General features: G+C 48.4%; 17 protein-coding genes. All 17 read left to right on the top strand.

Features of this window, described 5'->3' with window-relative positions; all coding sequences use genetic code 11:
* The first annotated feature begins 37 nt into the window (after nucleotides 1-37).
* The gene (locus ACXIZX_RS11070) at nucleotides 38-625 is read left to right on the top strand and encodes a hypothetical protein (protein WP_479404158.1); all 588 of its coding nucleotides are present in this window, start codon (nucleotides 38-40) and stop codon (nucleotides 623-625) included.
* A gap of 223 nt (nucleotides 626-848) precedes the next feature.
* Nucleotides 849-1,307 (top strand): hypothetical protein, encoded by a 459-nt coding sequence (locus ACXIZX_RS11065; RefSeq protein ID WP_218889016.1) that lies wholly within the window; start codon nucleotides 849-851, stop codon nucleotides 1,305-1,307.
* 87 nt (nucleotides 1,308-1,394) lie between these two features.
* Nucleotides 1,395-1,937, top strand: a complete 543-nt coding sequence (locus tag ACXIZX_RS11060; RefSeq protein ID WP_479404157.1) for a M949_RS01915 family surface polysaccharide biosynthesis protein — start codon at nucleotides 1,395-1,397, stop codon at nucleotides 1,935-1,937.
* Nucleotides 1,938-1,970: 33 nt separating this feature from the next.
* Nucleotides 1,971-3,197 carry a hypothetical protein gene (locus ACXIZX_RS11055; protein ID WP_479404156.1) on the top strand — a complete coding sequence of 409 codons (1,227 nt, stop codon included), beginning with the start codon at nucleotides 1,971-1,973 and terminating at the stop codon, nucleotides 3,195-3,197.
* Nucleotides 3,198-3,217: 20 nt separating this feature from the next.
* A complete protein-coding gene (locus ACXIZX_RS11050; RefSeq protein WP_479404155.1) occupies nucleotides 3,218-6,634 on the top strand; it encodes an ImcF-related family protein in 3,417 nt (1,138 codons plus the stop codon).
* Nucleotides 6,634-8,214: a type VI secretion system protein TssA gene (tssA, locus tag ACXIZX_RS11045; protein ID WP_479404154.1), complete on the top strand. Its 1,581-nt coding sequence runs from the start codon at nucleotides 6,634-6,636 to the stop codon at nucleotides 8,212-8,214. Before ACXIZX_RS11050 ends, tssA begins: the two co-directional genes overlap by 1 nt.
* A gap of 28 nt (nucleotides 8,215-8,242) precedes the next feature.
* Nucleotides 8,243-9,499, top strand: coding sequence for a PAAR domain-containing protein (locus ACXIZX_RS11040; RefSeq protein ID WP_479404153.1), 1,257 nt, complete (start codon nucleotides 8,243-8,245; stop codon nucleotides 9,497-9,499).
* Entirely contained in the window at nucleotides 9,489-9,926 is a 438-nt protein-coding gene (locus tag ACXIZX_RS11035; RefSeq protein WP_179450370.1) for a DUF1240 domain-containing protein, read from the top strand. Before ACXIZX_RS11040 ends, ACXIZX_RS11035 begins: the two co-directional genes overlap by 11 nt.
* A 60-nt stretch (nucleotides 9,927-9,986) precedes the next feature.
* Complete coding sequence (locus ACXIZX_RS11030) at nucleotides 9,987-10,370, top strand: DUF1240 domain-containing protein (protein ID WP_479404152.1); 384 nt, start codon at nucleotides 9,987-9,989, stop codon at nucleotides 10,368-10,370.
* Between the two features lie 604 nt (nucleotides 10,371-10,974).
* On the top strand, nucleotides 10,975-11,397 hold the full coding sequence (locus ACXIZX_RS11025; protein ID WP_479404151.1) for a DUF1240 domain-containing protein: 423 nt from the start codon (nucleotides 10,975-10,977) through the stop codon (nucleotides 11,395-11,397).
* 629 nt (nucleotides 11,398-12,026) lie between these two features.
* Nucleotides 12,027-13,046, top strand: coding sequence for a polymorphic toxin type 44 domain-containing protein (locus ACXIZX_RS11020; RefSeq protein WP_479404872.1), 1,020 nt, complete (start codon nucleotides 12,027-12,029; stop codon nucleotides 13,044-13,046).
* Entirely contained in the window at nucleotides 13,043-13,510 is a 468-nt protein-coding gene (locus ACXIZX_RS11015) for a hypothetical protein (protein WP_479404150.1), read from the top strand. Before ACXIZX_RS11020 ends, ACXIZX_RS11015 begins: the two co-directional genes overlap by 4 nt.
* A gap of 105 nt (nucleotides 13,511-13,615) precedes the next feature.
* Nucleotides 13,616-15,370, top strand: coding sequence for a type VI secretion system baseplate subunit TssF (tssF, locus tag ACXIZX_RS11010; protein ID WP_479404149.1), 1,755 nt, complete (start codon nucleotides 13,616-13,618; stop codon nucleotides 15,368-15,370).
* Nucleotides 15,334-16,401: a type VI secretion system baseplate subunit TssG gene (gene tssG / locus ACXIZX_RS11005; protein WP_479404148.1), complete on the top strand. Its 1,068-nt coding sequence runs from the start codon at nucleotides 15,334-15,336 to the stop codon at nucleotides 16,399-16,401. The genes tssF and tssG overlap by 37 nt, the downstream gene beginning before the upstream one ends.
* Nucleotides 16,379-16,915, top strand: coding sequence for a type VI secretion system lipoprotein TssJ (gene tssJ, locus ACXIZX_RS11000; protein WP_479404147.1), 537 nt, complete (start codon nucleotides 16,379-16,381; stop codon nucleotides 16,913-16,915). The genes tssG and tssJ overlap by 23 nt, the downstream gene beginning before the upstream one ends.
* Nucleotides 16,912-17,367: a type VI secretion system baseplate subunit TssE gene (gene tssE / locus ACXIZX_RS10995; RefSeq protein ID WP_137386000.1), complete on the top strand. Its 456-nt coding sequence runs from the start codon at nucleotides 16,912-16,914 to the stop codon at nucleotides 17,365-17,367. Before tssJ ends, tssE begins: the two co-directional genes overlap by 4 nt.
* 35 nt (nucleotides 17,368-17,402) lie before the next feature.
* Nucleotides 17,403-18,746, top strand: coding sequence for a VasL domain-containing protein (locus tag ACXIZX_RS10990; protein ID WP_479404146.1), 1,344 nt, complete (start codon nucleotides 17,403-17,405; stop codon nucleotides 18,744-18,746).
* Nucleotides 18,747-18,792 lie beyond the last annotated feature (46 nt).

Here is an 18,792-nt window from a genome sequence, read left to right as displayed (position 1 = left end):
ATGATCTCTGCAACTAATTGTTTAAAGAAGTTGTTGAATGTATTTTGCTCTTTCATTTATCCTTTTTATGGCTGCGCCGCTGTCGCATGCAAAAGACATTTACTATTGTTGGACTATAAAATTCAATAGTGTTGAATTTGATTATTCAAAAATTAAAAAAGCATCTCTTAAAACAGATTGTCGCGATAATCCAGTGCCAATTTACTTCAAAGGGCTTAAGGACTATTTTAATCTGACACCAAAAGCTTATGCTACAGGCGGCGCTAGTTACCTGATTTGGGATAAAGTGAGTAAAAACTATCGATATGATGAAGATGAACTTAAAAAGACCATTCAAAACATTACTGATAAAGAACAAAAGTATAAATATCTATCTAATCTGATTCCCAGTGTAAATATATATTATTATCCTCGGCCTAACGGAGCGCTGGTTATTTCAGATGTTATTTTTCAAGACAAAAAAGACAATGATGTCAGTATAATCAAAGATGCTTTCTTTTACTCGAAGGATAACTATGCCGCTGTATATGGTTCTCAACCCACGAAGTTTAAAGAAAAAAATAAAATTATTTTTTTGAAAGCTGTCAATAATCTCTTCAATACTATGGCTATTGATTGGGGTTAAATTTAGGCCGGCAAATGCCAAGATGAAAGAATTGGATGTTTCCTTCAATTATTCAAGATCTGTATCTTATATATATTAAATAAATATGGATAAAGTAAATAACAAGTTATTCGGATTCGGTGGCAAAGTTAAATCAAACAATGATGAGGGTGGTGGACGATGAAAGATATTATTATTTTTTTTTGGTTTTTTTGTTTTATCGAGTTATAGCTATTCAGGATCGGTGGGCGGCATAACACTTTTCGTACAGCCTACAACAAATGCTAAAAATATAAAGTATGTATTTGATGGATATTTTAGAAATTATTATGGTGTTGATAATCCTAAAACTCCATCATGTACACCGGATGACTATGTACCTTACATTAGTACTGTATATTTGAATACGATTCCAAAAGATATTGATAGTAACCTAATAGATAGTGCAATTGATTCTGATTTGTCCAGAAAAGAGTTGGCTAAGAAACTCAGCAATTTTCAAGATGACCGAGTGTCAGGTTTCAATGGTGCAATGATATACGATTTGAAAGATGAGAGTGTCATAATTTATACTTTCGATCTTTCATCACCAAATGAAATTCGTAAAACTATTATAAAAAAAGAAAGAATAATTTCATCCGATGATATGGGGAATGCCATTTGTAAGTCTATCGAAGGTAAAATCCTTCCATCTGAACCCTGAATAATATCTTTTTATAAGTCAATTAATGGATGATACATAGAGGATTATTAACGAAGTGCTTTTATTAAGTAAGTTTATGAGGTGTTAATGAAAAAAATTTCAGCTGTAATCTTGTTAATATTACCTGCGTTTAACTCTGCTGCAGAGGAAAGCACTTTCAAAGCCGCCTGGACTGACAGCAATGGCAACAACGTGGTAAATCTTAATGTCAGAAATGGTCTAAAAGGAGAGGATGTTGGTTCCATTTATCTTTCTGGTGAAGGGATCATAAATGATGTGCAAAGCTGGAAAGTACGCGATGCAGTAGAAGCCTGTCCAGTTGACTACGATATCACCATTTATCCCGAGACCTTTGAGTTTATTGATTTACAAGATCATGGAGGGAATTATTTATTGTTTGCATATCGATTACTTTGTGTAGGTGGAGTAGATCCCGGCGAGATTAAATATTTGGCTTATCAGGATGGAAAGAAGTACGCATTACGAGGTGAGGAAAAAATAATTACACCAGATGAGAATACTTACGGAGGTGAAGATCCTCCAAAACCTGACTATAACCTCAGAAATAACAAACCACTCCTGAATTACATGCTTAATAAATGGCCATCGTTTTCTGTTCGACGTTACTAGCGATTACAGAGAAGCAGCTGGCCGAGCGTTCATATGCAAAATAAAAAATACTCATTAAAAAAAATGCCCCCCATATCACCTCGGCCTCAATCCATAAAATTCGCGCGCTGGCTGGTCCTGCTGGCTATTCTAATGGTCTTGAGCACAGTAACTACCCGATTATTAGGGCAATCCATCGAGAGTCACATATTGTGGTGGCTGGCTATCGGCGGTGGCATAGCGCTTTGGATAATAATATTTGGCAGCTATCTACTTGTCTGGCTGGCAGGGAATATTATTGCCAATGGGAAGGATAATCAGCGCGAGCGGTGGCTGCTTTATGAGACCCAAAAGAGTCGTCGAGCGCTGCAAATTCTGGCAGCGGAGTATCTGACCTGTCATCCACCGGATATTTATCATCCCACGCCACTGGAAGCGCTTATGGAAAATAGCGGTGCAAAGCGAGCGCAAAGTGACAGAAAGGGAAATGGCGGTGTGAATCACAGTCAGATTGCTTCACAGGCATCTGATAAGCCGAATGAAGTTATGTGCCACACCATTAATCACCTGCTGTCTTCCATTATTCCGCAACTTGAAAAGCTGGATACCAAGAAGACAATAAAAATAGCGCTGAATATTTCCTCTTCTGTCAGCATCCGAGAAGTAAAAAACGAAATCACTCATGTCTTTCACGAAGCCGAATTAACTCACCCAATTGAATTTATTGCCGGAGAGGGTGTTGCAGTAATTAACCAGTGGCTGAATGAACAATTCACCGACGACGCGCTACTCCTGGTTATCGCCCTACAGATTGATCCTCCAATGGTAAAAGACAGCGCGGAAGCTGGCGTGGCACTGCTGCTCGGCAACCGAATGACGCAACACACGATCAGCCCGGCGGCTCTGCTGCACCGCCCAGACCTCAATACGGATAACGATCTCGCCACATGTTTGAAACAGGCGGCGGACAATGTCCCGCTTGAAAGTGGTCTGGTGCAGCATCTGTGGATCGCTGGCGTGACGGAAGAGCAATACCTGTCCACTTTCAGCGTTTTGAAGGCGTTTCCGGTTGAAGCCGTGGAAACGGAAAACGTGATTACCCCGGATATATCAATCGGCCATGCTGGAGCCGCTGCGCCCTGGCTGGCAATAGCGGCTGCATTCCAGGCCGCAACACTGACCCATCGTCCCCAGATGATTATTACCGGGGACACTTCAACGGATGACATGTGGAGCGTGGCGGTTTCGCCCGTTACGCCGCCGCACGAGAGGGATACTTGAAACGCTTCTTATCAAAATTAATGCCCAAATCAGCCGAGTTCTGGTTCGGGCTGATCATGCTGTTGCTCTCTGCACTGGCTTTGCTGGCGTGGTTTGTGTGCTGGCAACATCCAGAAAGCGTCAGCCTGGTTAACGAAAGTACAATTCAGCAGCGCTGGATGGCGGCTTCGCTGACTCTCGCCGTGATTTGTTTCCTGATTGCTGTCATTGGTATCCTGCTGATGCGTCAGGCCGGAAAATCAGCCTTTGATGCGCAGTTGAAAGGCGTCAATGGTGATGATGTTCTCGTACCGAAGAATGACGCGACCTCGACGTCTCCTGCGCAAGCCATGCTGAAGGAGCTTAAACAGCATCTGCGTAGCCGCTATCAGTTTTTCTGGCGCGGCAAGGTTCGTGTGCTACTGGTGACCGGTGAAGAGGCAGCCGTTGAGGCGCTGGTTCCCGGCTTATCGAACCGGCAATGGCTGGAAGGTAATCGCACCGTACTGATTTACGGTGGTAGCCTGAGCAGCGAGCCAGATCTCGAAATACTTGCAGCAACACGCAAATTGCGCCGCAGCCGCCCACTTGATGGCATTGTTCATCTGCTAGAGCCGGATGAAACGCTATCGCCTAAGCAGAGTGATGTTTATCGCCGTTCGCTGGAAAAAATCAGTGCTGCATTGCGCTGGCAGGCGCCCATCTGGCTGTGGCAACTCAGCCAAAGTGCGTGGTCGCAGGACGAACGTGAACAAAACGCGCCGGGGCTGACTTTCAGCGCCCGCTCAATTCCCGAAGACGTAAGCACACAGATTGAAAACCTCATCCCGCTGCTGCGCGAGCAGGGCATGACGCAGATTTCGCAACAGCGCAGCCATGACTGGTTGCTGCGCCTGTCTCAGCAACTCGCCGATCAAAACCAGCAATGGCAGCAGCGTCTGGCGCCGTGGTTTGCATCTCAGCGCAAAATGCCGTTGCGCGGGCTGGTATTCAGTCTGCCGGAGAGAGCGCATGCTTCAGCGAGCGTGCATCCACATGCGCTAAGCGATAGCGCATTGTGGCAGGGCATCAGCCAGGACAAAATGCGCGGCAGGCGCACCGGTTTGCCCTGGGAACAGACGCTAGCGTGGGCGCTGATGGGGGTAATGCTGCTGTGGGGCTCAGGAATGATGGTGTCGTTTGGCATCAACCGTTATCAGATTGTCAGTGCTGCGGAAAAAGCACAGACGCTAGTGTCGAATCCCGCCGTTAATGATCAGCAGCTGATTTCCCTGCACGGCCTGCGCAACGATCTTGGCCTGCAGCAATATTGGCTGGCGCACCGCTCGCCGTGGTATCAGCGATTTGGGCTGAGCCACACGCAGGAACTGCATGCCGCGTTGTTACCGTGGTATGCCGTGGCGGGCAACCGCTTAATTCGCGATCCCGCGCGAGCAGCACTTGAAGCGAAACTGACGCGGCTGGCTGATCTACCGCCCGCCAGCCCGCTGCGCGCCACGCTGGCACAACCGGGTTATGACCAGCTCAAAGCCTGGCTGATGATGTCGCGCCCAAACCGTTCCGAGCCCGATTTCTTTGTTCAAACCATGAAGGCAGTGCAGCCGGAGCGTAACGGCATTTCTACGGCGTTGTGGCAGAGTCTGTCACCGGATTTGTGGTTCTTTTACGCCGCGAATCTTTCTCAGCAACCAACGTGGGGCATCAAGGCCGATGCGGCTTTACTGGCTCAGGTGCGTCAGGTGCTGCTGCAACAGATTGGTCAACGCAACGCCGAAAGCACGCTATATCAGAACGTTCTGCAGGCCGTGCGCCGCAACTATGCGGATGTTTCACTGGAAGATATGGCACCCGGCACCGATCCGCGTCGCCTGTTTACCAGCGATGAAACGGTGCCGGGCATGTTCACCCGCCAGGCGTGGGAAGGCGGCGTACGTCAGGAAATTGAGAAGGCGGCGAGTGCGCGGCGTGATCAGATTGACTGGGTGCTGAGTGACAGCCGCAGTGCGGTTTCTCAGGATGTTTCCCCGGAAGCACTTCAGGCGCGTCTGACGCAACGCTACTTCACCGATTTCGCTGCCAGCTGGCTGAATTTCCTCAATAGCCTGCGCCTCAATCCGGCGAACAATATCGCAGACGTTACCGATCAACTGACGCTGCTCAGCGATGTGCGTCAGTCGCCGCTGATTGCTCTGATGAACACGGTGGCTTGGCAGGGACAAACCGGACAGAAGCGCGCAGCGCTGTCGGATACGCTGATTAACTCGGCCAAAGATCTCATTAGCCAGAAAGAGAAACCGGCAATTGAACAGCAGGTCACAGGACCTGAAGGCCCGCTGGATGCCACTTTTGGCCCACTGCTGGCACTGATGGGTAAAAGCAGCGGTGCACAGTTGATGGCTGCCGACAGCACGCTAAGCCTGCAAACCTTCCTTACTCGAATAACTCGCGTGCGCCTGCGTTTACAGCAGGTTGCGGCTGCGCCAGACCCTCAGGAGATGCTTCAAACGCTGGCGCAAACGGTATTCCAGGGCAAAAGCGTCGATCTCACCGATACGCAGCAGTACGGCAGCCTGATGGCGGCGAGTCTGGGCGAAGAGTGGAGTGGATTTGGTCAGACATTTTTTGTCCAGCCGCTGAACCAGGCGTGGGAAACCATCCTGGAGCCTTCTGCTGTCAGCCTCAATGCACAATGGAAACGTTCGATCGTCGAAAACTGGCGCACCGCATTTGACGGACGCTATCCGTTTGCAGCCAGCAATAGTGATGCATCACTACCCATGTTGGCCGAGTTCATTCGAAAAGATGCTGGACGCATCGACAGCTTCCTTAGCGGTCGCCTCGGTGGTGTGCTGCAGAAAGAGGGCAGTCGCTGGGTGCCGGACAGTGCGCACAGTCAGGGATTAACCTTTAACCCGGCCTTCCTTAAAGCGGTGAATCAGCTACGTGAACTGGCGGATATCCTGTTCACCGACGGCACGCAGGGGATTAGCTTTGAACTTCAGGGGCGTCCGACACCTGATGTGGTGAAAACCGAGTTGAAAATCGACGGGCAGATGCTGAGCTATTTTAACCAGATGGCGGAATGGCAGGCGATGCGCTGGCCAGGCGAGAACTTAAAACCCGGCACGCTGCTCACCTGGACAGGTGTGAGTAATGGAGGGCAGATTTACGGTGATTACAGCGGAACCTGGGGCTTTATCCGCTGGTTAGAGCAAGGTAAGCGTCAGCGGCTGGATCGCAGCCAGTGGATGCTGAACTTTGCCACACCGGATAAACGCAACCTGCAATGGGTGCTGCGCACGCAGATGAGCGATGGCCCGCTGGCGCTGCTGCGGCTCCGTAGATTTGCGCTGCCAGACGAGATATTCAGTGTTGATGCGGTTTCCGCCTCGCAATCGATGGCACCGCGCGAAGCGGCAATGGATGAATTACCCACAGACATGGATGGAGCGGAATAATGGCGGACATTAATGTATTAATCGGCGCGTGTGGAGCCGAAGTTTCTACGCTGCGGGCTGATGCTCAGCAGCGCCTGAATCACTGGTCAAACTGGTTACAACCTATCGCAGCAGAAACGCCTTGCGGTGCAGATCCCGCCTATGACGACCAGTTTTTGTTGATCCGTGAAGAGGTCAACAAACTCTCCGGCATTGATACTGCGTTAATCACTTCACTGACGGAGCCACTGCTTAATTCTGTCAGCAAAGATATTCGCATCATTACCTTTTATCTCTGGGCGCGGCTGCATCAGGATGGCGAAACCGGATTGGCTGAAGGCGTTGAATTACTGGCGGCGGCGTTGCAGCACTTCGGCACTGAACTCCATCCGCAGCGTCCGCGCAGTAGACAAGCCGCACTCGCCTGGTTAGGTAGTGCGCGCATGCTGGACAGTTTATCGCTGTGGCCGGAAGCCGATTTAGATTGTACCCGACGTATTTGCGGTGGCTTGCTGCTGATAAGCGAAGCATTGCTGGAGGGCGAGCGTGCGGCAATTCAGCCTCTGATTAACGCGCTGGAGGTCAGGCTGGCCCAAAATGGTGGCGCTGACGCGATGGTTCCACAGCACAGTGCTGAGGAATTTAATACCGGACGTGATATTGATGCGTCATCGCTCAAGCCAGTTAATTCAGGTGAAAATCTCAAAGCGCAGGCCAAAGTGTTGGCGACTTATCTGCGCGAGCAACCGGGCGGATGGTTAGCCGCACATCATCTGATGAAGAGTGTGCGCTGGGACACGATGACGCAGCTTCCTGCGTTAGGTGCTGGCGGCAATACGCGCCTGCTGACACCGAAACCCGAACACCGCGCACATTTAAAACGTCTTTATCTGCAACAAAGCTGGCTTGAATTGACTGAGCTGACGGACTCGCTGTTCAGCCAGGCAACTAATCATCTGTGGCTCGATTTGCAATGGTATGCGTGGGAAGCACTGACCCGCAGTAATAAAGAAAGCACTCTGGCGACCATTATCGAACAGGACCTCAATGCGCTGCTGCTGCGTTTACCAGGGCTGGAAACACTGACCTTCGCCGACGGCACACCGTTTGCTGATGACGTCACACTCAACTGGATCGCTCAGCGTGTCACTGGCGGCGGAGCTTATCATGAGCCAGAAACGATGGTTAACGGTAGTCAGCCGGAAAGTGATGTGCTTTCACTTGAAGCTGAAGCACTGGAAAAAGCGGATGCGGAAGGTGTGGATGCGGCGTTGTATTGGCTGCAATTGCGGCCGGGTGTCAGTAGCGTGCGCGATCAATGGTTGTTGCGCCTGTTAATGGCTCGGGTATGCGAACAGTTTGGTCGCAACGATATGGCGCTGCATTTGCTGGGAGAATTGAATACCCAGGCAGATGGACTGACATTAACGCAGTGGTCACCTGACTTAATGTTCGAAGTGCGTGCGCGCAGGCTCAAACTGCTGCGAGTGAAAGCCGCCCGGGGCGAGAGCGACAGAGTTCGGCTGCAACCAGAAATGGACGCGCTGCTCTCGGGATTGATCACTATCGATCCTGCCCGTGCCGCCGTGTTGTGCGGTTAAGCCACAACAACTATTCAGGGAGTGAAACATGGCAAAAGGTTTTTATTTAGTTCAGGGGGATAAAACCACCTGCGGCGGACGAATCATTGAGGGCGCAACTGACCATACCATATTTGGCAAGGCGGCTGCGCGTGAAAAAGATCGGGTTCTTTGCGGCAAACATTCCGGCACTTTTCTTATTGCCGGTGGCATCGTTAATGACACCATTCATGGCCGCCGTATGGCAGGTACGTTGGACAGCGAAAGCACTTGCCCCTGTAAGGCGAAGTTTATTCCATCGATGCTGCAGGATACTTATGAGAAGGCGAGTGGCGGCTATGCAACGGCCAGTGAATCATCTGCTTCAAATCCTGTAGCGCGACCATTACCGGCTTATTTAACGGGCGAAAAAGTACCTTCTGGGTTTGTGCCTGATTATCCTGTGTTGAGAAACACGCATGATCTGCCAGATATGGCGCTAAGGTCGATGCTGAAAAATAATAATCAAGACGTAATGCTGCTTACGCTTGAAGAAGCATTTGAGGTGTTGGCTTCTTGGGGATCGTGGAAGTCTGGCTGGATGTATATTAGCCAAAGTGCGCCAGGGGAAATAGTAGTCAATTATTTAGCTAACATAAAAGAGGTAATATCTACTTCGCGAATTATTAATAAGCTTGGAAGTTTCATGATAACAGCGACTTTCTATGTTAATCATAAAGGAACCGAGTTGATAAAAATAAGTGGCTATCCCGGGATTAGGAAAATATTAAATGCTCCAGTTTTTGCCATAAAAAATCCTAAGGTTATTGACATAGGTATTGGTAAATATGGACTGGCAAAGTCCATAGTTAAGGGGGCGAGAGTTACATTCTATATAGCGGCAGCTTTTCGTACAATTGATTATATTGCAAATGATGAAACATCTTTTGCAGAGTTTTTGGGCGGTTTGGCTACTGATGTCGTTAAAATTGGTATTTCATCAGCAGTTGTTTGGAGTGTCGGTGCCCTTTTTGTAACACCACTCATAGCTGTAAATCTTGTGATTGTTGTTGTAGTAGGCGGCGTTTCTGCAATAGCACTCAACTATTTGGATGATAAATTCGGTGCAAAAGATAAAGTTGTAGAATACATAGAGTCAGCCCAGCAGGAATTTGCAAATGTGGCTCGGGAAACGGAGCAAGGTCTGCTAGATCTGGGTGCTATGCATGCTGAACAAATGCTGACTAAAGGAAGGGAAGTTATTTTATATGAAATAAAGAAATACATAAAAAACAAAGTAAAGGAGATCGTAAGAAATGAGTTTTAAAATGAAAGTAAATATTAGGCCGTTCTTTGCTATTATAGTTGCATTTATAATGAGCGTTGCAAGTATTTACTTGGCGAATGAAATTTTTAGCAATTATTTCTCATTTGGTGATATTGTTGTTTTCTCTTGGTTATCAGTTTCACTTGTTATTCTCCCATTCGCAATGATCTTCCCTATAAGTTATTTTTCGTTGTTTCTTTTGAAAGGAGAGAGTAAAGCTCTTAAAATCATTGAAGGTTACATGGGATGTTTTAAATGGCTTTGCATAATTTTGGTTTCTGCAAGCATTATATTTATAGTTTTTTATAAAATAGAGATGAAAGGAAAAGGTTATCTAATCTGCAAAGGAATTCCTTCAGGATGGATGCCAGGGACTGCAACAAAGTACGTAAAATCTAAAGAACTTTGTTACATGAGAAAGGATTAATTCTCGGTGTATAGTTTCTCATTGGCTGTACGCGTGATGCTTCTGATCTGGAGTGTAATTATGTGTGGTATATCTATAATTGCCTCTTATATCGGTTTCCTTTCTACAAAAGAGTATTTGGCATTTCCTGATGTATTGACATACTCAACAGGGCTCGTTTCTCTAACTTTATCCGCATTTATAATGTTGCCATTTTGGTTATCTGGTATTTATGGCTTCATTAAAGGGCAGCGTATGAATGATAAGCATCAGAAAGTTGCAGCGATGATAATACTCTCAGGGATTTTTTTGTCACTTATTTATGGTTTCTCTTTTAAAGTTTTTTTCATTAGTAGTATGAATAGCAAGGATTATTATAGTTGCGCTGGCATACCAACAGGATGGATGCCAGGAATGGCAACGAAATATGTAATAAATAAAGACTTGTGCAATAAAAATAAATGATTGTTAATGATGTCTGATATGATAAATGTAAAGTGTAGGTTTTTAGTGTCAGTAATCTTCTGGTTAATATTGTCTTTCGGTTCTTGCTGGGGGGCTTTAGTATCATTTAATAACTATTTTTCATTTGCAGTACGTATTGTCTTCTCTCCCTATGCTTTATCATTGCCGCTGGTACCAATAATTTTATTCTTCCCTTGCATTTATTGGTTTATGGTCATTCGTTATGGGGAGAAATTAGCTATAAAAAAATGCAAAGTAATTAATGAACTATTTATATGTTTATTGGTTGGTTATGTTTTTTGTGCTGTTGTATTTATTGTTCTTTATAAGAATCACCTCATTAGTCAAGGCTATTTTATTTGCTCAGGGAATCCCAGAGGGTGGACTATTGGTATGGCAACTGAATATGTAAGATCACTCTCGAATTGTGTTGAGTAGAAATATCAACATACATCTTTTAGTTACCATCGATTAATTCCAATTATTGGGGTTATGAGAGCTAAAAGTGAATAACTGGTTGAAAAAAGTAAGTTGGTTATCGAGCATAAAATTAGAATTTATTTAAGAAATACGATTAATGATATTATCCAAGAAAGTTATTAAAATGAAAGAAAAAGCAAGAGCGTTATTCTCAATTTTAATTTTGATGTCAATTTCTATTTTATCTCTCTATCTTTGGATTGATGAACTTTCAGGGTATCTTAAGTTTAAGGATGTGATTATTTTTTCATGGATGTCAGTTAGCTTTTTTTTCATTCCGCTGACGTTGCCATTTCCCACATATTGGTTTTATTCATTTTTGGTTTTTGGACATGATGTGGCATTGGTTAAAGTGAATCGTGTCATAACATATTTCAAGTGGGTGTGTATATTTTCTATTATTACATCAATCTTGATGTCTTTTTTCTATGTTTCTACATTGAAGTATAAAGGTTATACCACTTGCAAGGGTATTCCTTCTGGATGGATGCCTGGAATGGCAACAAAATATGTAATAAGTAAAGATTTATGCAATAAAAATAAATGATTTTAAATGGTGTTAGATATGATAAGTGCTAAATGTAGATTTTTTAGTTCAGTGATTTTTTGGTTTATTTTTTCATTCGGCTCTGTCTGGGGGGGAATAAAAGCATTTGAAGAGGCTTTTTCTTTCGGTGCACGGATTGTTTTCTCTCCTTACGAATTACTATATCCATTCTCGCCCGTGATCTTATCATTCCCTTGTATTTATTTGTATATGGTTTTGCGTTATGGAGAGAATTTGGCAATAAAGAAATTTAAACCAATAAATAGAGTGTTTATATATTTATTGGTTGGGTGTATTTTTTTTGTTGTCATGTTTATTGTGTTTTATAAGAATTACCTTGTTAGTCAAGGCTATTTTATTTGCTCAGGCAATCCAAGAGGCTGGACTATTGGTATGGCTACTGAATATGTAAGATCACTCTCGAATTGTGTTAAGTAGAAATATCAATATACATCTTTTAGCTACTATCGACTAATTCCAATTATTGGGTGTATGAGAGCTAAAATTGAATGACTGGTTGAAAAAGTAAGTTGGTTATCGAGCATAAAATTCGAATTTATTTAAGAAATACAATTAATGATATTATCCCAGAGAGTTATTAAAATGAAAGAAAAAGCAAGGGGGATAAAATCACCTGCGGCGGACGAATCATTGAGGGCGCAACTGACCATACAATATTTGGCAAGGCGGCTGCGCGTGAAAAAGATCGGGTTCTTTGCGGCAAACATCCCGGCACTTTTCTTATTGCCGGTGGCATCGTCAACGACACCATCCATGGCCGCCGTATGGCCGGCACGTTGGACAGTGAAAGCACTTGCCCCTGTAAGGCGAAGTTTATTCCATCGATGCTGCAGGATACTTATGAAAAAGGTGGGGAAGCTTCAGAATCCACATCTTCTCTTAATGAACTCATGAAGGGACGACAGGAACCCTACAAAGCACTGCGTGAGGAAGGTAATATTGAGCATCATTGCTTTCATACTGATGGTGCCATACAGGTTGCAAAATATATACTTAATGAAATAAAAGTAAACGCTAAAAGTGAGATAGCAGATAGAATCCGTTATTTCATTGACGACGAAATGCTCAGACAACGATTCGCTGAGTGGAATAATCTCCCTTTTTATGCCAAGTTATCATCGCCTCCCCAACCGAATTTAATTGCTGCGATGGGTATTTGGTATCAGACTGTGAAAACAAAATCGACCTGGGATCATAAACCAAAAATTCGAGATAAGTTTGGTTCTGTAGCTGTTGCCCGTCCTCTCCCTGCACCAAGTAATGCTTATTCTGAATCATACTTTCATAAATATAAAGGATATGACTATTTTTATGATGTTTGGTCAAATATCCATTATGGATACATTGGGTTAAGTGTTGGTTTTTCTGAGTCCTTATTGTTAAAAGGTTCTACCTTGGAGCAAAATATGACTCTGGGTGCAATGGGGAATGATACTTTAGATGATGTTACGAGCATGAAATTAGGATTTGAACTATTTCATAAGTACGGTAAATATGCGGAAAATCTCACGGCCGAACATATACTTGATGCTTCACACAACACTCCCAATAAATTAATGAAAGTTTCAAAGCAGAAGCACTGGTGCTGGAATAGTAAAAATCCTGAATATATAGATGAGCCGAAATGAAGAAGACCATATCTGTTATTTTTGTGTTAATGATTTTAGCATTTATTTACATGATGAGTGCAAAGCCTCATGTGATCGTTAAAAATAATACTGTAAAGCCAATTTATGTTCTTTCAGGTGAAAGCCGATATGGAGTTGAATCCGATCCTGCTAAAATAGATGAAATTATTAAGGAAAGGCCTGGTGTTATTATGCCTGGAGAGGTAATGAAGATCTCCCCTTCGTTTAGTTCATTAATGAAAGATGATTCAGTAATTGATCATGGTTGGAACATAGGTGCTCGATATGAACATGCGGCTTCAGGTGGTGGTGGATGGAATTTTCTTCTATCAGACGAAGAGGGGGCCTGCTCCATATCGGTTGTAGTTAATGAAGGTTACAATAATGATTCATTTGATGAAGAAAACGATGGTTTTTGTTATAAAAAAATGAAGCCATTCAGGTATAAATATCAGAAAAATTGAGATTAACTTCAATGCTCACTATCGTGTGGCTTTAGTTAATTCCTATAATTAATTTCCCGCTTATAGGGAATTAAATACATTGTTTGATACTTAATTAAGATAATTATGGACGATTTAACCCTGCGTTATTACGACGCTGAAATGCGCTACCTGCAGGAAGCTGGCGAAGAGTTCGCCCGCGCACATCCTGAGCAGGCGGCGATGCTCAATCTCGACAAAGCCGGCGCGCGCGATCCTTACGTTGAACGGCTGTTCGAAGGCTTTGCCTTTATGGTCGGCCGGCTGCGTGAAAAGCTCGACGACGACCTGCCAGAACTCACCGAAGGTCTGGTCAGCCTGTTGTGGCCACACTACCTGCGCACCATTCCGTCGATGTCGGTGGTGGAGTTCACGCCCGACTGGCGCGAGATGAAAGAGCCGATGCGGCTGGCACGCGGCTTTGAAGTAATCTCTCGTCCGGTGGGTGAAAAAGGCACGCGCTGCCGTTACACCACCACGCGCGACGTGCAGGTGCTGCCGCTGGCGCTGGAGTCGGCAAAATTAACCACCGATGCCGCAGGACGCTCGGTTGTCCGCCTGCGCTTTAACGGCGGCGCGCTGGCCGACTGGAGCCGTATCGACGTCAGCCGCATTCCGCTCTATCTCAATGCCGATGCGCCGCTGGCCTGCGCGCTGCATGAAGCATTGACGCTTAACGTCGCCAGCATCGCACTGCGCTTGCCAGGCGAAACCGACAGCCGCCGCTTCGACGGGCACTTCAGCGCGCAGGGCTTCAGCCAGGAAGATCGGCTGTGGCCGGGCGATGAGGGCAGCTTCAGCGGCTATCAGCTACTGCTTGAGTATTTCACCTTCCGCGAGAAGTTTATGGCGGTGAACCTGCGCGGGCTGGAACAGATTGCGCTGCCCGCGTCGCTGCCGTGGTTTGAACTCGATGTGGTGCTGGCACAACGCTGGGAGCATGATTTTCAGTTCAGTGAAAAACATCTGCGCCTCAACGCCGTGCCGGTGATTAACCTGTTTGCGATGGAATCTGATCCGCTGATGATCAACGGCCTGCAGACCGAATATATGCTGCGGCCAATGCGCGTGCAGGACGGACACACCGAAATCTACTCGGTGGATTCGGTGATTTCCTCGAAAGGTCTGCCGTACGTGCCGTTCAGCAGCTTCCGCCACAAAGGCGGCATGCTGCGTCATGAAGCGCCGGAGCATTACTTCCACACGCGCGTGCGGCGCGGGCCGTCCGGGCTGCACGAAACCTGGATGATCCTCGGCGGCGAAGCCTTTGATAATCACAGCCTGCCGGAAAACGAAAGCCTGTCGGTGAGCGTCACCGGCACCAACGGCCAGCTGCCGCGTCGCGCGCTACAGAGCACGCTGCTGGATACCGCCGTGAGCAGCACCGACGTGGCGATGCAGGTGCGTAACCTGTGCGCGCCGACGCTGCCGTGTTATCCGCCCAATCGTGATCGCTTCCACTGGCGCGTGTTAAGCCACCTTGGTTCGAGTTTTCTGTGGATGATGGACAACGCCGAAGTGCTGCGCGGCACGCTGGCGCTCTACGACTGGACGCACAGCGAAATGAACCGCCGCCGCCTGGACGCCATCCTGCACGTTTGCCACAAAGAGACCGAACGCTTTGAGCAAGGTTATCTGCTGCGTGGCGTGCAGATTGAAATCACCCTCGACAGCAGCGGCTTTGCCGGCAGCGGCGATATCTGCCTGTTTGGCGAAATGCTCAGCCGCTTCTTCGCGTTGTATACCGACATTCACCTGTTTAACCGTCTGATTTTAATCCTGCAGCCAACCGGAGAGCGCCTCGAATGGGAAGAGAAGCACAATCGCCGCATCTCCGGCTGAAGCCCCGGCTGGAGCAGGAGCTGACGCGGCTGAACTTTTATCGCTTCTGTCAGCTGATTGAACATCAGCATCGCGATAAGCCGCCGCTCGGCAGCACCAGCAAACCGCAGAACGATGCGGTGCGTTTGCTGCCGCATCCCGGCATGGGGTTCCCGGTTGGCGAGCTGAAAGCGGTTGAATACAATGAAACTGATGCCGCCGTGCCGCCAGTGGTGCGCACCACTTTCCTCGGATTGTACGGCGTGGATTCGCCGCTGCCCGGCAGCTATATCGATGACATCACCCAGCGCGATGAAGGGCATGAAGCGCTGCAGGGCTTTCTCGATATTTTTAACCACCGCATCCTGACGCAGTTTTATCGCATCTGGCGCAAATACTCGTATCCGGCAACTTTTGAGGTGGGCGGTGGCGACAGCACTTCGCAGTCGTTGCTCGGGCTGGTGGGATTGGGCATTCCGGGCACCGGCAAGCATATCGCCACGCCGGTTTCGCGCTTTCTGGCGCTACTCGGCGTCATGCGCCAGCCGGGCAGAACGGAAGAGGGCATTCGCGCGCTGGTGCGTTTGCTTGCGCCGAACACCTCGGTGACCGTGCAGCCGCACTGTCTGCGTCCGGTGCCGGTTAGCCATCCGCTGGAATGCGAGTTCGTACTGGATGGCAACGCGCCGCTCGGCGATGAGGCGATGGATGCCAACAGCCAGCTGCTGATTGAGCTGCAAACCGCTTGTCCAAATGAAGCCGAACGCTGGCTGCCGGACGGCCAGTTGTATCAGGATTTTCTGGTGATGTTGCGTGTCTATCTCGGCTGGCGCTACCGGGCGCGGATTCGATTGTGTCTGGAGACGCAGCTGCTGGCCCCGCCGGAACTGGGCGATGCGCCGTTCTGGCTCGGCATGACCGGCGTACTGGGCGCGGACCAGGCGTGCAGCGACATCCCCCAAACCTTTACTACCGAACTGGGCTGCTATGCAGGCATGAGCCCGGTCAAACCCTGCGAGGAGCAGCGACGTGTCAGTTACCACTTTGATTAAAATTGTGATGTGCAGCGCGGCTGTGCTGCTCGGCGGCTGCGGTTTGCAGCAGAAAGTAACCGATGGATCCGTCGCGGCGTTTGACGCGATTTTCTACAAGCAGATTAAAACCCTGCATCTTGATTTCAGCGCGCGTGAAAGCCTCAACAGCGACAGCCGCGAGCATAATCCGCTGTCGCAGCCGGTGATGGTGCGCGTGGTCCAGCTGCGCGAGCGCAAAGCGTTTGACGGCGCGGTGTATCAGCAACTGACCGGCGATGCGGCGGACGTGCTCAAAGCCGAACTCCTCGCCGACCGCGATGTGGTGCTGACGCCGGGCGGCGACGTGTCGCTGAATATGCCGATGGAAAAAGAGGCTAAATTTGTCGCGGTAGTCGCGCTGTTCCAGCAGCCGGATATGGCGAAAAACAGCTGGCGGCTGGTGCTGGAGCGCAACGATTTGGATCCGGATAAAGCGCGCGTGATTGAGTTAAGCAGCAACAGCCTGCGCCTGATCAGCGAGGTAAAACCATGAGTGGCGGCAATCATCAACCTTCGCTGTATGAGCTGTTGAAAGGCAGCTTCGCGGGTGGGCTGGAGCTGGACCGAGTGAAGGAACAGGATCAGGTGATCCTCTCCGTGCTCGATAACATGCAGCGCATCCTCAATACTCGCGCCGGGTCGCTGTCGCATATCCCTGATTATGGCCTGCCCGATATGACGCGCATCCTGCAAGGCATGCCCGGCACCGCGCATCAGCTGCTGTATACGCTCTCTGAGGTGCTGCTGAAATACGAGCCACGTCTGAAGCGCATTGATGTGGTGTTACTGGAACAGAGCATGCCCGGCGAATTGCGTTATGCCATTGATGCCGAACTCAAAGAGGGCGGACTGGTGCGCTTCGGCACCGAATTTATGCCGGAAGGACGCGTGATGATCCGTCACATGAAGCAGCAGCAATACCTTGATGCCCGGGCATCTGTTTAATTTTTTAGCCTGATTAGGGCTTTCGGAACACAGCAATGACTTCATCTCAACCTCGCTATGTCAAAACCGGCGGCGATCCGCGTGGGTTTGCGGAATATGCTGCGCTGCGTCAGGAAATGCAGAAGCTGGCACATCCGGCGCGCCCGGATGTGGATTGGCTGCACATCTCCAAGCTCTGTTTAACGCTGTTTGAAAAAAACGGTGTAGAACTGCAAAGCGCCGTCTGGTACACGCTTTCTCGTGCGCACAGTGCCGGAGTGTCAGGTATGACGGAAGGCTTGTCGGTACTGGTGGCGTTGATTACCCGCGAATGGTCGACGCTATGGCCGCAACCGGCTCATTCACGTATCGAACTGCTGGCGGGACTGAGTCGTCGATTGCAGCAGTTCCTGCGTACTCAAACGATAACCGAAGCAGACTTAACCGCGCTTAACCATGCTGCGCGCTTGCTAAGTGAGGCCGGCGATCATCTGCAACGTCTTGAACTGCGTCAGCTTAGCCAGCTTGATCTGCTACTGGACCGCATCCGCAGTGCGGTGGTGATGCTGGAGCGCTGCGATATCTCAACGTCTGATGCCGTGATTACGCGGTCTGAAATCGCGCCGATTGAGAAGCCCGCACTGGCGTTAGCAGCTGCAGAAGCCAGTGGCTGGGTTTATGTTCCGTTTACGGGAGCGCCTGCACCCGATTTGCGGCTGCTGCGCCGTCGGGCGTTTATCAGTGGCGTGGGCGCAACGCTGCTGAGTGTGTCACTCATTGCCACCGTTTGCTATTTCGTTGGGAAAAATACTGAGCGGGAATCTCCGTTGCAGCAGGAATTAATGACTTCTGTATCGCCAATCCCTGCGCCTCTCGCGCCAGAAATGGTTGCAAAACTCCAGGCTAATCCACCCGAATGGCTAAACGGTGGTGCATGGCTGGAGCAAACTCAGCAGCAACTGAACTGGCTGCTGGGCGCTTCGCCGGACTGGAATCTGCAGCACGGTAATGCGCTGGTGATGCAGGCCAGCCTGTTATTGCCTGATTCGGATGCGGTTAAAACGATGAGCGCGCGCTGGCAGAAGCAACTTAAGGCGGCAGCGCTGCCTGCTGAGAAAATGCAGGGATGGCAACAGGGCATGGAGCAGCTCAACATGTTGTCGCAGCGCCTGAATGGACTTGATGAGCAGCGCGGCAAATATCTAACGGTGAGCGAACTGAAAACAGCGGTCTACGATATGACGCAGGCGTTCAACGGAACGGTGCCACTGGAAGAGGAACTGCGGGTGTTGCAGCAATCGGACAATGACGCTACACAGAATCAGTTAACACAAGCGGAAATGCACCTGAAGCAGCTTATCGCCAGTTATCAAGCGTTAGTCACATCTTCAAGAGAGTAGGATTAAGCAAAATCCCCGGTCCGACAAAAATCAGGTACAAAAAAAG

The organism is Candidatus Pantoea symbiotica (assembly GCF_056491525.1).
This window is presented reverse-complemented; position numbering and strand designations above follow the sequence as displayed.

Coding starts and splice junctions, on each gene's coding strand:
- ACXIZX_RS11070 (WP_479404158.1), top strand. CDS start 38: ATGTATTTTGCTCTTTCATTTATCCTTTTTATGGCTGCGCCGCTGTCG.
- ACXIZX_RS11060 (WP_479404157.1), top strand. CDS start 1,395: ATGAAAAAAATTTCAGCTGTAATCTTGTTAATATTACCTGCGTTTAAC.
- ACXIZX_RS11055 (WP_479404156.1), top strand. CDS start 1,971: ATGCAAAATAAAAAATACTCATTAAAAAAAATGCCCCCCATATCACCT.
- ACXIZX_RS11050 (WP_479404155.1), top strand. CDS start 3,218: ATGCCCAAATCAGCCGAGTTCTGGTTCGGGCTGATCATGCTGTTGCTC.
- tssA (WP_479404154.1), top strand. CDS start 6,634: ATGGCGGACATTAATGTATTAATCGGCGCGTGTGGAGCCGAAGTTTCT.
- ACXIZX_RS11040 (WP_479404153.1), top strand. CDS start 8,243: ATGGCAAAAGGTTTTTATTTAGTTCAGGGGGATAAAACCACCTGCGGC.
- ACXIZX_RS11035 (WP_179450370.1), top strand. CDS start 9,489: ATGAGTTTTAAAATGAAAGTAAATATTAGGCCGTTCTTTGCTATTATA.
- ACXIZX_RS11030 (WP_479404152.1), top strand. CDS start 9,987: ATGTGTGGTATATCTATAATTGCCTCTTATATCGGTTTCCTTTCTACA.
- ACXIZX_RS11025 (WP_479404151.1), top strand. CDS start 10,975: ATGAAAGAAAAAGCAAGAGCGTTATTCTCAATTTTAATTTTGATGTCA.
- ACXIZX_RS11015 (WP_479404150.1), top strand. CDS start 13,043: ATGAAGAAGACCATATCTGTTATTTTTGTGTTAATGATTTTAGCATTT.
- tssF (WP_479404149.1), top strand. CDS start 13,616: ATGGACGATTTAACCCTGCGTTATTACGACGCTGAAATGCGCTACCTG.
- tssG (WP_479404148.1), top strand. CDS start 15,334: ATGGGAAGAGAAGCACAATCGCCGCATCTCCGGCTGAAGCCCCGGCTG.
- tssE (WP_137386000.1), top strand. CDS start 16,912: ATGAGTGGCGGCAATCATCAACCTTCGCTGTATGAGCTGTTGAAAGGC.
- ACXIZX_RS10990 (WP_479404146.1), top strand. CDS start 17,403: ATGACTTCATCTCAACCTCGCTATGTCAAAACCGGCGGCGATCCGCGT.